Annotated in this window: 16 protein-coding genes; 12 read left to right on the plus strand and 4 right to left on the minus strand. The window is 64.7% G+C overall.

What is annotated here, in order from left to right; all coding sequences use genetic code 11:
- Positions 1–21 precede the first annotated feature (21 nt).
- The 5 genes from metA to ACSSV4_RS12040 all read left to right on the plus strand — a co-directional run bounded on the left by metA (position 22) and on the right by ACSSV4_RS12040 (position 3,889).
- The gene (metA, locus tag ACSSV4_RS12020; protein WP_454275399.1) at positions 22–945 is read left to right on the plus strand and encodes a homoserine O-acetyltransferase MetA; all 924 of its coding nucleotides are present in this window, start codon (positions 22–24) and stop codon (positions 943–945) included.
- The gene (locus ACSSV4_RS12025) at positions 935–1,909 is read left to right on the plus strand and encodes an alpha/beta fold hydrolase (protein ID WP_454275401.1); all 975 of its coding nucleotides are present in this window, start codon (positions 935–937) and stop codon (positions 1,907–1,909) included. Before metA ends, ACSSV4_RS12025 begins: the two co-directional genes overlap by 11 nt.
- Before the next feature lie 36 nt (positions 1,910–1,945).
- The gene (gene ppk2, locus ACSSV4_RS12030) at positions 1,946–2,815 is read left to right on the plus strand and encodes a polyphosphate kinase 2 (protein WP_454275403.1); all 870 of its coding nucleotides are present in this window, start codon (positions 1,946–1,948) and stop codon (positions 2,813–2,815) included.
- Positions 2,808–3,434: a TetR/AcrR family transcriptional regulator gene (locus ACSSV4_RS12035; RefSeq protein WP_454275405.1), complete on the plus strand. Its 627-nt coding sequence runs from the start codon at positions 2,808–2,810 to the stop codon at positions 3,432–3,434. The genes ppk2 and ACSSV4_RS12035 overlap by 8 nt, the downstream gene beginning before the upstream one ends.
- Before the next feature lie 86 nt (positions 3,435–3,520).
- The gene (locus tag ACSSV4_RS12040; RefSeq protein ID WP_454275407.1) at positions 3,521–3,889 is read left to right on the plus strand and encodes a DUF2852 domain-containing protein; all 369 of its coding nucleotides are present in this window, start codon (positions 3,521–3,523) and stop codon (positions 3,887–3,889) included.
- Between the two features lie 67 nt (positions 3,890–3,956).
- Here the strand turns inward: ACSSV4_RS12040 and rpsI are convergent, their stop codons facing one another.
- Together rpsI and rplM are read right to left on the minus strand one after the other, a co-directional pair.
- Positions 3,957–4,448, minus strand: coding sequence for a 30S ribosomal protein S9 (gene rpsI / locus ACSSV4_RS12045; protein ID WP_454275409.1), 492 nt, complete (start codon positions 4,446–4,448; stop codon positions 3,957–3,959).
- Positions 4,448–4,912, minus strand: a complete 465-nt coding sequence (rplM, locus tag ACSSV4_RS12050) for a 50S ribosomal protein L13 (RefSeq protein WP_454275410.1) — start codon at positions 4,910–4,912, stop codon at positions 4,448–4,450. The genes rpsI and rplM overlap by 1 nt, the downstream gene beginning before the upstream one ends.
- A 358-nt stretch (positions 4,913–5,270) precedes the next feature.
- On the opposite strand from rplM, the gene speD reads away from it, so the two are divergent.
- Both speD and speE read left to right on the plus strand, forming a co-directional pair.
- A complete protein-coding gene (gene speD / locus ACSSV4_RS12055; protein WP_454275411.1) occupies positions 5,271–5,795 on the plus strand; it encodes an adenosylmethionine decarboxylase in 525 nt (174 codons plus the stop codon).
- The gene (gene speE / locus ACSSV4_RS12060) at positions 5,792–6,637 is read left to right on the plus strand and encodes a polyamine aminopropyltransferase (RefSeq protein WP_454275412.1); all 846 of its coding nucleotides are present in this window, start codon (positions 5,792–5,794) and stop codon (positions 6,635–6,637) included. Before speD ends, speE begins: the two co-directional genes overlap by 4 nt.
- 58 nt (positions 6,638–6,695) lie before the next feature.
- On the opposite strand, the gene ACSSV4_RS12065 is transcribed toward speE, so the two are convergent.
- A complete protein-coding gene (locus ACSSV4_RS12065) occupies positions 6,696–7,115 on the minus strand; it encodes a PaaI family thioesterase (protein ID WP_454275413.1) in 420 nt (139 codons plus the stop codon).
- Positions 7,116–7,173: 58 nt separating this feature from the next.
- On the opposite strand from ACSSV4_RS12065, the gene ACSSV4_RS12070 reads away from it, so the two are divergent.
- The 3 genes from ACSSV4_RS12070 to gluQRS are packed head-to-tail and all read left to right on the plus strand — an operon-like array spanning position 7,174 to position 10,206.
- Complete coding sequence (locus ACSSV4_RS12070) at positions 7,174–7,959, plus strand: enoyl-CoA hydratase (RefSeq protein ID WP_454275415.1); 786 nt, start codon at positions 7,174–7,176, stop codon at positions 7,957–7,959.
- Positions 7,960–8,001: 42 nt separating this feature from the next.
- The gene (gene trmFO, locus ACSSV4_RS12075) at positions 8,002–9,360 is read left to right on the plus strand and encodes a methylenetetrahydrofolate--tRNA-(uracil(54)-C(5))-methyltransferase (FADH(2)-oxidizing) TrmFO (protein ID WP_454275417.1); all 1,359 of its coding nucleotides are present in this window, start codon (positions 8,002–8,004) and stop codon (positions 9,358–9,360) included.
- Between the two features lie 12 nt (positions 9,361–9,372).
- Positions 9,373–10,206, plus strand: coding sequence for a tRNA glutamyl-Q(34) synthetase GluQRS (gene gluQRS, locus ACSSV4_RS12080; protein ID WP_454275418.1), 834 nt, complete (start codon positions 9,373–9,375; stop codon positions 10,204–10,206).
- An 82-nt stretch (positions 10,207–10,288) separates the two neighbouring features.
- Here gluQRS and hisI read toward each other — a convergent pair whose 3' ends face one another.
- Positions 10,289–10,657, minus strand: coding sequence for a phosphoribosyl-AMP cyclohydrolase (hisI, locus tag ACSSV4_RS12085; RefSeq protein ID WP_454275419.1), 369 nt, complete (start codon positions 10,655–10,657; stop codon positions 10,289–10,291).
- 67 nt (positions 10,658–10,724) lie between these two features.
- On the opposite strand from hisI, the gene ACSSV4_RS12090 reads away from it, so the two are divergent.
- Positions 10,725–11,180 (plus strand): iron-sulfur cluster assembly scaffold protein, encoded by a 456-nt coding sequence (locus tag ACSSV4_RS12090; RefSeq protein ID WP_454275491.1) that lies wholly within the window; start codon positions 10,725–10,727, stop codon positions 11,178–11,180.
- 107 nt (positions 11,181–11,287) lie between these two features.
- Positions 11,288–12,517 (plus strand): HAMP domain-containing protein, encoded by a 1,230-nt coding sequence (locus ACSSV4_RS12095; RefSeq protein WP_454275420.1) that lies wholly within the window; start codon positions 11,288–11,290, stop codon positions 12,515–12,517.
- Positions 12,518–12,577: the final 60 nt, after the last annotated feature.

Here is a 12,577-nt window from a genome sequence, read left to right on the forward strand (position 1 = left end):
TCAACCAAGGACCCCTGCCCCATGCCCATCAAGATGCCCGCCGATCTGCCCGCCTATGCCGTGCTCACGCGCGAGGGGGTGATGGTGATGGACCCGGATCAGGCGGCCCGGCAGGATATCCGGCCCCTGCGCATCGGTCTGTTGAACCTGATGCCCAAGAAGATCCAGACCGAGACCCAGTTCGCGCGGCTGATCGGGGCGACGCCCCTGCAGATCGAGCTTGATCTGATCCGGATGAGCGAGCACCAGACCAAGAACACCGCTGCCGAGCATATGGAAAGCTTCTACCGCCCCTTCGAGGAGGTCGCCGCCTCGGGCGACAAATATGACGGGCTGATCATCACCGGCGCGCCGATCGAACATCTGGAATTCGACGCCGTCACTTATTGGGACGAATTGCGCCGCGTCTTCGATTGGACCCAGACCCATGTGCATTCCACCTTCGGCGTCTGCTGGGGCGGCATGGCGATGATCAACCATTTCCACGGCGTGCGCAAACATATGCTGGGCCACAAGGCGTTCGGCTGCTTCCGGCATCGCAACACCGATCCCGCCTCGCCCTATCTGCGCGGCTTCTCGGATGAGTGCGTGATTCCCGTCAGCCGCTGGACCGAGATGAAGCGCGCCGAGATCGAGGCCGTGCCGGGGCTTCGCATCCTGCTCGACAGCGACGAGGTCGGCCCCTGTCTGGTCGAGGATACGGGCCGACGCGCGCTCTATATCTTCAATCATTTCGAATATGACAGCGACACGCTGAAACAGGAATATGACCGCGACGTGGCGGGCGGCGCCCCGATCAACGTGCCCGGCAACTACTATCCCGGCGACGATCCCGCGCGCCCGCCGCAGAACCGCTGGCGCAGCCATGCGCATCTGCTCTATGGCAACTGGATCAACCAGATCTACCAGACCACCCCGTTCGATCAGATGAACATTGGCTGTTAAATCCCTGATAGTCATTGCGATTGTCCTGGCCGCGCTCTGGGGCTGGACACAGCATCGCGCCCGCCTGCACGAGGCCAGGGCCGAGGCCGCCTTTCCCCCCGAGGGCCGGATCATCGAGGTGGACGGCACCCGAGTGCATGGCGTGGTGATGGGCCCCGATGACGGCTCGGTCCCCGATCTGGTGCTCATTCACGGGGCCTCGGGCAACACCCGCGACATGACCTTTGATCTGGCCCCGCGCTTGGCAAACGACTACCGCGTCATCGTGCTCGACCGGCCCGGTCTGGGCTATACCGAGCGGATCAACCGGACAGGGGCCACGATCACCCAACAGGCAGCACTTCTGCAAAAGGCCGCCGCGCAGTTCGGGGCAGATCGGCCCCTCGTGCTCGGCCACAGCTATGGCGGCGCGGTCGCCCTCGCCTGGGCGGTCACAAAGCCCGATCATATCGCCGCGCTTGTCGATGTCTCCGGCGCAGCCAAACCCTGGGACACCGGCCTTTCCACCTATTACCGCGTGCTCTCGCACCCCGTGCTCGGGCCGCTGGTGATCCCGTTCATCACGGCCTATGTCGATGATGCCCGCGTGGAACAGGCGGTGTCGGAAATCTTCACCCCGCAAGCGCCCCCCGACGGCTATCTCGATCATATCGGCGCGGGGCTGACCCTGCGGCGTCACAGCATGCGCGCCAACGCCCTGCAACGCGCCAACCTGCTCTCGGAGATCGAGACGCTGCACCCCCGTTACGACGAAATCACGGTGCCGGTCGAGATCGTCCACGGCACCGCCGACACCACCGTCGGGATCTCGATCCACTCCCGGCCCCTCGCCGATCAAGTCGAGGGCGCGACCCTCACCACGCTCGACGGCATCGGCCACATGCCCCACCACGCCGCCACCGATGCGGTCATCGCCGCCATCCACCGCGCCGCCGCCCGCGCCGGATTGCGCCCGCCGGAGTGAGCGGCCATAGTGGGGCAAACCACCAAGAGGCCCGGCATGGAGCTCCCCTTTGACGGCGCGATAAGCACCTTTTTCGAAAACCACGCCCCGCGCGAGGTGCGCGACGCCATCCGCCGGGCCGACAAGGACGACATCCTCGACCCCGGCTTTCCCTACTCCGAAAGCATGGCCAGAAAGACCTATGAGAAAGAGCTGGAAAACCTCCAGATCGAACTCGTAAAGTTGCAGCACTGGGCGCGCGAGACCGGCGCGCGGGTGGCCATCGTCTTCGAGGGGCGCGATGCGGCGGGCAAGGGTGGCACCATCAAGCGGTTCCGCGAGCATCTCAATCCGCGGGGCGCGCGGGTCGTGGCGCTGCCCAAACCCTCCGATACCGAGGCCACGCAATGGTATTTCCAGCGCTACATCGACCACCTGCCCGCCGGCGGCCAGATGGTCTTCTATGACCGCAGCTGGTACAATCGCGGGGTGATCGAGCATGTCTTCGGCTTTTGCACCGAAGCCGAGCGCGAGTCGTTCTTCAACCAGGTGCCGGATTTCGAGCGCATGCTGGTCGATGAGGGCATCCACCTCTTCAAGTTCTGGCTCAATGTGGGCCGCGCCGAGCAACTGCGTCGCTTTCTCAAGCGCGAGCAAAGCCCGCTCAAACAGTGGAAACTCAGCCATATCGACGTCGACGGGCTGCATAAATGGGACGCCTACAGCGCCGCCATCGAGGAAACACTGGCCCGCAGCCACACCACCCACGCCCCCTGGACCGTCATTCGCAGCGATGACAAGCGCCGCGCCCGGCTCGCCGCCATCCGGCACGTCCTCAGCCATCTCGATTACACCCGAAAGCAGCCCCGCGCCGTCGGAGAACGCGACGCCGCCATCGCGGGCGGACCCGAGATATGGAATGGCTAAACAGGGCTATCACCACGGCAACCTCCGCCAGGCGCTGGTCGAGGCGACGCTCGACCTGATTGCCGAGCGCGGGCCGCAGGGCTTTACCATGGCCGAGGCCGCCAAGCTGGCCGGCGTCTCGCCCGCTGCCCCCTACCGGCATTTCTCGGGGCGCGAGGCGCTGATTGCCGAGGCCGCGCGCCAGGGCTACGAGATTTTCGTGACGCGCATGGAGACGGCCTTTGACGGTGGCCAGCCCAATCCGCTCGCCGCCTTCCTGGCGACGGGCCGCGCCTATCTGGACTTCGCGCGCAGCAATGCCGGACATTACGTGGCGATGTTCGAATCCGGCCTGTCGGTGAATACAAGCCCGGAACTGGCGGATGCCGCCGGGCGCGCGCAGGCCATTCTCATCCGCGCGGCCGAGGCGCTCTCGGCCCATCTGCCGCCCGACCGCCGCCCCCCGGCGGCGATGTTCGCCGCCCATGTCTGGGCCATGAGCCACGGCGTGGTCGAGCTTTTCGCGCGCGGCAATCCCGGCGCGCGCGCGCCCTTCCCGCCCGAGGATCTGCTGGAATCGGGCATCGCGGTCTATCTGCGCGGCCTCGGCCTCATCCCGCCTGACGATCCGGAGACCTGAAAAATTCTCCCGCGCCCTCTTGCGCGACGGGCCAGTGCTCCCATCTATGTAAATGTAAGAAACATTCACACCGCAAAGGAGCTCCCATGTCCACCATCGCCGCATGGCCCGCACGGGCCGAAACCTGGCTCGACCGGCAGGGCAAACCCGCCTGGATCATCGCCATGGTTCTGGGCTTCATCGTCTTCTGGCCCATCGGCCTCGCCATCCTGGGCTACATGATCTGGAGCAATCGCATGTCCTGCCGCAGCACATCCACCCGCCTCACCCGCCACGCGCCCTCGGGCAACAGCGCCTTTGACGCCTACAAGGCCGACACGCTGCGCCGTCTGGAGGAAGAGCAGGAACAGTTCGAGGCCTTCCTGCAACGCCTGCGCGATGCGCGCGACAAGGCGGAATTCGATCAGTTCATGGACGAACGCCGCACCCCGGACCCGGATCGGGCCACCGGATGACGCGCCACGCAAACGCCGAAGGGCCGCCCAACCGAGCGGCCCTTCGGCATGTCGAACGGGTCGAGGCTTAGCGCTTGGAGAACTGGAAGCTCTTGCGCGCCTTGGCCTTGCCGTATTTCTTGCGTTCCACCACGCGGCTGTCGCGGGTCAGGAACCCGGCGGCCTTGAGCGCACCGCGCAAGCTGGGATCATAAAGCTGCAGCGCCTTGGACACGCCGTGCTTGACCGCTCCCGCCTGCCCCGAGAGACCACCGCCCTTGACCGTCGCCATCACGTCGAACTCGCCTTCGGTGCCCGACACGGTGAAGGGCTGCTTCAGGATCATCTGAAGCACGGGGCGCGCGAAATACTCGTTGATCGGCTTGCCGTTGACGACAACCTTGCCCGAGCCGGGCTTGATCCAGACACGGGCGACCGCGTCCTTGCGCTTGCCGGTGGCATAGGCGCGGCCAAGCGCGTCACGAACCGGCTCGCGCGGGGCTTCCATCGCCTCGGGGGCACCACCCACGTCACCTGCGACGGCTTCCAGACCTTCGAGGGATTTGATTTCTTCAGCCATCAGTAAGCCACCCGCGTATTCTTGGAGTTCATGGATTTGACGTCCAGCACCTCGGGGCTCTGGGCCTCGTGGGGGTGCTCGCCGCCGGCATAGACGCGCAGATTGGTCATCAGCGTGCGGCTCAGGCGGTTGCCTGGCAGCATCCGCTTGACGGCCTGCATCACGACGCGCTCGGGGTACTTGCCCTCGAGGATCTCGCCGGTGGTGCGCGACTTGATGCCGCCCGGATGGCCGGTATGCCAGTAGTTCGGCTTGTTGCGCTTGTTGCCGGTGAGCTGCACCTTGTCGGCATTGATGACGATCACGTTGTCACCAGTGTCCATATGGGGCGTAAAGCTCGGCTTGTGCTTGCCGCGCAGGCGCATTGCGATGATCGAGGCGAGACGGCCCAGAACAACGCCCTCGGCGTCGATCAGGATCCATTTCTTGTCGATATCTGCAGGCGTTGCAGAGAATGTTTTCATGTCAGGCAAAACCTTGTGCTTGGTCTTTGGTCTTGGTCCCGGCGGGCCGGTCATGGCACGCCGATGCGATGGACGGGTTATAGTCAGTGGCGCGTCCGGGTCAACAGGTCTTACTCCGAATAAAGCAAGCATATTCAATGGCTTGTAAATTAGGTATTATTTTACCCCATTGAATGCCGCGCAATTCGTGGCATTTCCGCCGAAAAATCCCTCTGCGCCGCAGAATTGCCTTGCACGACTCGATATCCACCCCTATCTGCGCCTCACTTGATCGGGACCGATCCCAACTTCGGATGTCTTTCTGGGGGGGCGCTAAGGGACCGACTGGATTCAATCTGCTGGAACGAAGGGGAGCGCCATGAAAGACGCCAACCTCTTCCAACTGGGGATCGGTCTGGAGACAGGCGCCCAAGAGGAAGACACCGCCCGCGGGATCACCCCCGCGAACGACGACACCATTTTGCCCCGCGATGTGCTGGACGAGAGCCGCGATGATCACTTCATCCGGCGCGACGGCGCCGTGTTCGCGGGCACCCATCTGATCATCGAGGTGGTCAACGGCCACGGGCTCGATGACGAGGCCCGCATCCAACAGGCGTTTCGCGATTGCGTCGACACCTGTGGCGCGACGCTGCTGCATATCCACACCCACAAGTTCAGCCCGCAGGGCGTGTCGGGCGTGGCCGTGCTGGCCGAAAGCCATATCTCGGTCCACACCTGGCCCGAGATCGGCTACGGGGCCTTCGATGTGTTCATGTGCGGCGAGGCCCGGCCCTGGCTGGCCGTCGATGTGCTGAAAGCCGCCTTTGGCACCACGGATGTCCGCGTCAAGGAGCTTTTGCGCGGCGAGGATGTCGTGACCGAGGCCGGTATCGCAGCATGAATGACTGGACCCGCGAGAGCCTGCATCCCGACTACGCGCAATCGCTGCGCGTGGACGAGATGCTCTATGACAGCAAGACCGCCCATCAGCGGCTGAAGGTGTTCCAGAACGGCACCTTCGGTCGGGTGCTGACACTCGACGACGTGGTGCAGACCACCGAGGGCGACAATTTCATCTATCACGAGATGCTGACCCATGTGCCGATCCTGGCGCATGGCGCTGCAAAACGCGTGCTCATCATAGGCGGCGGCGATGGCGGCATGGCCCGCGAGGTGCTGCGTCACGAAAGCGTCGCGCAGGTGACCATGGTCGAGATCGACGCGGGCGTGGTGGAGTTCTCCAGGGAATACCTGCCGATGCTGAGCGATGGCGCTTTTGACGACCCGCGCCTCGATCTCGTCATCGCCGACGGGGCCGAGTTCATCCGCCAGACCGCGGGCGGCTACGACGTCATCATCGTCGATTCGACCGACCCCATCGGCCCCGGCGAGGTGCTCTTTTCCGACACGTTCTACGGGCACGCCAAGCGCGCCCTTACCGAGGATGGCATACTTGTGACGCAAAACGGCGTGCCGTTCCTGCAAGGCCAAGAGCTGCACAACACCATGCGCGCCTTCACCGCGCTCTTCGTCGATGCCACCTGCTATCTCGCGACCATCCCCACCTATGCGGGCGGGCCGATGGCCTTTGGCTGGGGCACCGACGGCCCGGCGCGCAACACGCTGCTGGAGGTGCTGCAAGGCCGGTTCGACGCCGCCGGAATCACGCCGGGATACTACACACCACAGGTCCATCAGGCAGCCTTCGCCCTGCCCGGCTATGTCGCCAAACTCCTGCCCTGAACTTCATCGTTCGACAAATACTCTCGGGGGGTCCGGGGGGCAGACAGCCCCCCGGCGCTCAGGCGGGCGGGATCGAATAGGTCAGGCTCGCCCGCGCCACCGGCTGCGTCACGCCGTCGGAAAACACCAGCACCTCGCCCACGGCCAGCACCCGCCCCAGCTTCAACAACCGGCATTCCGCGATCAGATCGGTCCGCGCCGCCGGCTTGCGCATGAAATCAATGCTGCAATTGGTGGTCACCGCCAGCCCCTGCGGCCCGATCATCGCCAGCACGGCCAGGTAGACAGACACATCCGCCAGCGAGAATATCGACGGGCCCGACACCGTGCCACCGGGCCGCAAATGCCGCTCTCCCACCAAAAGCCGGGTGCGGATGCGCAACTCGCCCAGCTCCTCGATGGCGAATTCGCCCATGACCTGCGGAAACTCCCGTTCGAGAAACTCCATCAATTCATCGGCACTCATCTTCAGTCTCATGCTTCCCTCCCTGCCCTCTTCCGTGCCAGAATGGCCATAACGCAAAAGGGGTTACAAGATGGCAATTCTCGACCGCACAGACGAGGGCGCGATCGCGCGCCTCACGCTCAACTCGCCCGACAATCTCAACGCGCTCTCCGACGCGATGCTGGCCGCGCTCAAATCCGAATTCGCGCGACTGAGCGAGGATCGCGGCATTCGCGTGGTCACGCTGGCAGGGACAGGCAAGGCATTCTGCGCGGGCCACGATCTCAAGGAAATGCAGGCCGCCCGGCAATCGCCCGACAATGGCCGCGCCTATTTCGCCGATCTCTTTTCGCGCTGCACAGAAGTGATGACCGCGGTCCGCGACCTGCCGCAGCCGGTGATCGCCGCCCCCCACGGCATCGCCACCGCCGCCGGGTGCCAGCTTGTGGCCTCCTGCGACATGGCCGTCGCCGCCCATGGCACGCGCTTCGGTGTCAACGGCGTCAATATCGGGCTCTTCTGCTCCACCCCCATGGTGGCGCTCAGCCGCAACATCCCGCGCAAACAGGCGTTCGAGATGCTGACCACCGGCCAGTTCATCGAAACCGACCGCGCGCAGGAATTGGGCCTGATCAACCGCGCCGTCCCGATGGAGGATCTGGAGGCGGAGACGATGGCGCTCGCCGAAACCGTCGCCGCCAAGCTTGGCTCGGCGGTGCGCATCGGCAAGCGCGCCTTCTACGAACAGCTTGAACTGGGGCTCGATGCCGCCTACGCCCATACCGGCGCGGTGATGGTCGAGAACATGCTCGACCGCGACACCGACGAGGGCATCAACGCCTTTCTCGCCAAGCGCCCGCCGGACTGGCAGCAGTGACACCCCTTTCCAAACCCCGCGCAATCGCCTAGATCGCAGCCCATGACACAGAGTTTGCACATCATCGGCGGCGGCATGGCCGGGTCCGAGGCGGCATGGCAGGCCGCCAATCTGGGCATCGACGTGGTGATCCACGAGATGCGCCCGAAGGTTAAAACCTTCGCGCATCGTACCGGCGATCTCGGCGAAATGGTCTGCTCCAATTCGTTCCGCTCGGATGATGACGAACAAAACGCCGTGGGCCTCCTGCATTGGGAAATGCGCGCCGCAAACGGCCTGATCATGGCCATGGCCGACCGCCACCGCCTGCCCGCCGGTGGTGCGCTTGCCGTGGATCGTGACCCCTTCGCGCAATCGGTCACGCAGCACCTCACAGATCACCCGAAGATCACCGTGCAACATGCTGAAATCACGCAGCTTCCCACCGAGGGCCACTGGATCATCGCAACCGGCCCGCTGACCTCCGAAGGGCTCGGCCAGGCCATCGCACGCGAGACCGGCAGCGACGCGCTCGCCTTCTTCGACGCCATCGCCCCCATCGTCTATTACGACAGCATCGACATGTCGAAGGCGTGGATGCAATCGCGCTACGACAAGGGCGAGACCGAGGCCGAACGCACCGCCTATCTCAACTGCCCGATGGACCGCGACCAATACGAGGCGTTCATCGACGCGCTGCTCGCCGCCGACAAGACCGAGTTTCACGACGGCGAAACCGCCAGTTATTTCGACGGCTGCCTGCCCATAGAGGTGATGGCGGAGCGTGGCCGCGAAACCCTGCGCCACGGCCCGATGAAGCCTGTTGGCCTCACCAACCCGCATCAGCCCGACATCAAGGCGCATGCAGTGGTGCAACTGCGCCGCGACAACGCACTCGGCACGCTCTACAACATGGTAGGGTTCCAGACCAAGATGAAATACGGCGCGCAGGCTGCTGTTTTTCGGACGATTCCCGGGTTGGAGAATGCACAGTTCGCGCGCCTTGGCGGCATCCACCGCAACACCTTTCTCAACTCACCTACGTTGCTCGACGAGCAGATGCGCCTGCGCTCGCGCCCGCACATCCGCTTTGCCGGGCAGATCACCGGGGTCGAAGGCTATGTCGAATCGGCGGCCATGGGCCTGATTGCAGGCCGCCTCGCCGCCGCCGAGATCATGGGGCACCCGCTGCCCCCCATGCCGCAAGACAGCGCCATGGGCGCGCTCATCCATCACATCACCGGCGGCGCAGAGGCGAAGACCTTTCAGCCGATGAACGTCAATTTCGGCCTCTTCCGCCCGGTCGAGGGGCTCAAGGGCGGGCGGCGCGGGCGCGTGCACCGTTACAAGGCCTATACCGACCGCGCCAAGGCGGCATGGTCCGACTGGCTTGCCACTCAAGACATGAGCTGCGCCTCGTAACTCATTGTATCCATGTTCATAACGCGCTTTGCCCCTTCACCGACCGGCCCGCTGCATCTGGGGCATGCCTTCTCGGCGATGCTGGCGCATGACATGGCGCGGGCCGCGAACGGCACGTTCCTTCTGCGCATCGACGATCTTGACCAAAGCCGCAGCCGAACCGAATGGGAGGCTCAGATCTATGACGATCTGACCTGGCTCGGCCTGTCCTGGCCTATGCCTGTCCTGCATCAATCCACCCGCCTGCCTCAGTACCAATCCGCCCTGAATTTCCTTTGGGATCAGGGCTTTCTCTACCCATGTTCATGCAGTCGCAGCGATATCCGCGCCGCCGCCTCCGCCCCGCAGGAAGGGGCGCCGCTCAACGGCCCAGACGGGGTGATCTATCCCGGCACCTGCCGCCCCGCGACGCCGCCCACGGGCCCGATGCCGCAGGACAGCGCCCTGCGCCTCGACATCGCCCGCGCCTGCAAAACACTCGCCAACCATCTGACATACAATGAAAAAGGTGAAACCATCACGCCGCAGAACCTGCCCGCCACCGTTGGCGACGTGGTCCTTGCCCGCCGCGACATGGGCGCCTCCTATCACCTCTCGGTCGTGCTCGACGACGCCGATCAGGCCATTACCCATGTGATCCGCGGGCAGGATCTGCAGGACGCCACGCAAATCCACGTCCTGCTGCAACGCCTGCTCGGCCTGCCCACCCCCGCCTATCACCACCACCGGCTGATCCGCGACGACCACGGCAAGCGCCTTGCCAAACGCGACGACGCCCGCGCCATCGCCACCTATCGCGCCGACGGGGCCAGCCCGCAGGACATCCGCAGGCTCGTCGGACTCTAGGGTATGTCGCATGTTCGAGGAGCTCAAAACCGGTTCCCACTTTTGAGCAACATGCTTGAGCGTTTCATCTTGCCAAAAATACTCATTCCGACACCGACATCGGCGCCATGATCTCGATCTCCGCGCCCTCGCGCACCGCCCGGTAAAAGCACGACCGCCGGTTGGTGTGACAGGCGGGCCCCGTCTGACGGATCAGCAACAGCAGGCAATCGCTGTCGCAATCGATGCGCATCTCGACCAGGTCCTGCACATGGCCCGAGGTCTCGCCCTTGATCCAGAACGCCTGCCGCGAGCGGCTCCAATAGGTCACGCGGCCCGTCTCCAGCGTGCGCGCGACGGCCTCGGCAGTCATCCAGGCCATCATCAGCACCTCGCCGGTCTCCGCGTCCTGCGCGATCGCCGGGATCAGCCCGTTGGCATCATACTTTAGTCGGCTTGGGTCGAATTCCATGACGGATTTCCTTTTGCATCTGGCGCGTGCGAGCCTATTTATGGAGAACGACACGAAAGGGAAAGCCATGTCCGGCGAGACCGACCTGATCAAGCTCTATTCCGCGCGCATCCTCGAACTCGCGGCCGACATCCCGCATCACGGGCGGCTCGATGCGCCACAGGCCAGCGTCAAGCGCCGCGCGCCGCTTTGCGGCTCGACCGTGACGGTGGATATCGCCTGCGATCAGGGCCGGATTTCCGACTATGCCGCCGAGGTCAAGGCCTGCGCGCTTGGGCAAGCGGCGGCCAGCGTGGTGGGCGCCAATATCATCGGCTGCGATCTGGCGCAGGTCCGCGCGGCGCGCGACGCGCTGAAAGACATGCTCAAATCCGACGGCCCGACGCCGCCCGCGCCGTTCGACGGGCTCGAGGTGCTGCGCCCGGCGCGCGACTACAAGAACCGGCATGCCTCGATCCTGCTCACGCTCGAGGCACTGGTCGAGGCCATGGAAGAGGTGCAGGCGCAGACCTCCTGCGCGTGACATGTGACAGCCCCGTCGCGCCAAAGCGAAGGGTCGTGAGGGCCTGCCCCCTATCCATCGCGACAAAACGCCCTATCTTGCGGGGATGAACCGCAGGGACAGCGCTCATGGCACGCCAGAAACTCGACCAGAACAGCCCCCTGATCGGGCGTTTCGATCAGTCCTTTCTCATCCACATGATCCGCGATTTCTTCGTGATCCTCGTCGCCGTCACCGTGCTGGAATTCACCCTCAAGGCCGGGCTGGTCTATTACAGCTTCCGCGTTTCGGGCCCCGACCGCACGCAGGAGGTGGCCGAGGGCATCGCCGACAATGTCCGCTCGATCATGCGCAACGAGGGTGGGCCGGTGGCGGCGCGGACGGTTTACCCGATCCTGAGGCGCAACTGGGACGATCTGGGCTACCGCATCGCGATCACGCCCTCCCCCGTCACCATCCGCTCGATCGAGGAGGGGTTCGACTTCACCCCCGAGGGCATCCCGCAAGGCGACTGGCCCGACAGGACCCACAATCTCGGCCATGTCGCCATCACCGCCGAGCCGTTCTGCCTGGCCTGTCATACCGAGGCCGATGTCGGCGACGTGCTGGGCGAGGTCACCGTGCGCCGCGATCTCGCCACCGATTTCACCCAATGGGCCGAGGACATGCGCCTGACCGGAATGCTCTCGCTCGGCAAGATCGTGCTGCATTCCTTTCTGCTGTTCCTGATCCTGCGCGCCCGGCTGGAGCCGCTTCTGGGCTTGCGTGCCGTGGTCAGCAACCTCGCGCGCGCCTATGGCGGGCTGACCCACCGGGCCGAGATCCGCACGGCGGATGAATTCGGCGTGCTGGCGCGTGATCTCAACCTCTTTCTCGACCGCATCTGCCGCCTGATCGAGGAACTTGATGCCGTGCTCGGTCGGGTGGTCTCGGTCAATGCCGATATCGTCAAGATCCAGAGCGACCTGCGCGACCGGATCGACAGCCTGACCGGCCGCATCCGGCGGCTGGAACGTTCCGCCATGCTCAGCGCCAAGGCCGAGCCGCGCCTCTCGCAGGCCTGGTTCGACGCCGCCCGCCGCGCGGTCAGCGACCTCGAGACGCGCCGCCGCGCGGGCCCCGGAGAGGAGGATATCGGCGGCATCGTCGAGGATCTGCGCGCCGTGGTCACCAATGCCGAGGCGCAGATCGAAACCAGCGAGCGGGTCTTTGCCGATCTGGGAGAGTTGGGCGACGAGAGCGAAAAGCTCAAACGCGCCATGGCCGAGATGATCCGGCTGGAGGAGCGCATGGAAGGCATTGTCGAGACCGGCAGCGTGCTGGTGCAACGCATCCGGCCGACGGACCGCGCCGAATAGCAGGCCCCGCCCGTTCTTCTTGCCCGCGCGCGGAAAACCGTGCTGAAGTACCTCAACGGC

The organism is Roseovarius sp. MBR-154 (assembly GCF_053628595.1).

Excerpts from the sequence above, each read along its gene's own strand:
- speE (WP_454275412.1), top strand. The coding sequence starts at position 5,792 with ATGAATGACTGGACCCGCGAGAGCCTGCATCCCGACTACGCGCAATCG.
- metA (WP_454275399.1), top strand. The coding sequence starts at position 22 with ATGCCCATCAAGATGCCCGCCGATCTGCCCGCCTATGCCGTGCTCACG.
- ACSSV4_RS12040 (WP_454275407.1), top strand. The coding sequence starts at position 3,521 with ATGTCCACCATCGCCGCATGGCCCGCACGGGCCGAAACCTGGCTCGAC.
- gluQRS (WP_454275418.1), top strand. The coding sequence starts at position 9,373 with ATGTTCATAACGCGCTTTGCCCCTTCACCGACCGGCCCGCTGCATCTG.
- trmFO (WP_454275417.1), top strand. The coding sequence starts at position 8,002 with ATGACACAGAGTTTGCACATCATCGGCGGCGGCATGGCCGGGTCCGAG.
- rpsI (WP_454275409.1), bottom strand. The coding sequence starts at position 4,448 with ATGGCTGAAGAAATCAAATCCCTCGAAGGTCTGGAAGCCGTCGCAGGT.
- ACSSV4_RS12070 (WP_454275415.1), top strand. The coding sequence starts at position 7,174 with ATGGCAATTCTCGACCGCACAGACGAGGGCGCGATCGCGCGCCTCACG.
- rplM (WP_454275410.1), bottom strand. The coding sequence starts at position 4,912 with ATGAAAACATTCTCTGCAACGCCTGCAGATATCGACAAGAAATGGATC.
- ACSSV4_RS12035 (WP_454275405.1), top strand. The coding sequence starts at position 2,808 with ATGGCTAAACAGGGCTATCACCACGGCAACCTCCGCCAGGCGCTGGTC.
- hisI (WP_454275419.1), bottom strand. The coding sequence starts at position 10,657 with ATGGAATTCGACCCAAGCCGACTAAAGTATGATGCCAACGGGCTGATC.
- speD (WP_454275411.1), top strand. The coding sequence starts at position 5,271 with ATGAAAGACGCCAACCTCTTCCAACTGGGGATCGGTCTGGAGACAGGC.
- ACSSV4_RS12065 (WP_454275413.1), bottom strand. The coding sequence starts at position 7,115 with ATGAGACTGAAGATGAGTGCCGATGAATTGATGGAGTTTCTCGAACGG.
- ACSSV4_RS12095 (WP_454275420.1), top strand. The coding sequence starts at position 11,288 with ATGGCACGCCAGAAACTCGACCAGAACAGCCCCCTGATCGGGCGTTTC.
- ppk2 (WP_454275403.1), top strand. The coding sequence starts at position 1,946 with ATGGAGCTCCCCTTTGACGGCGCGATAAGCACCTTTTTCGAAAACCAC.
- ACSSV4_RS12090 (WP_454275491.1), top strand. The coding sequence starts at position 10,725 with ATGTCCGGCGAGACCGACCTGATCAAGCTCTATTCCGCGCGCATCCTC.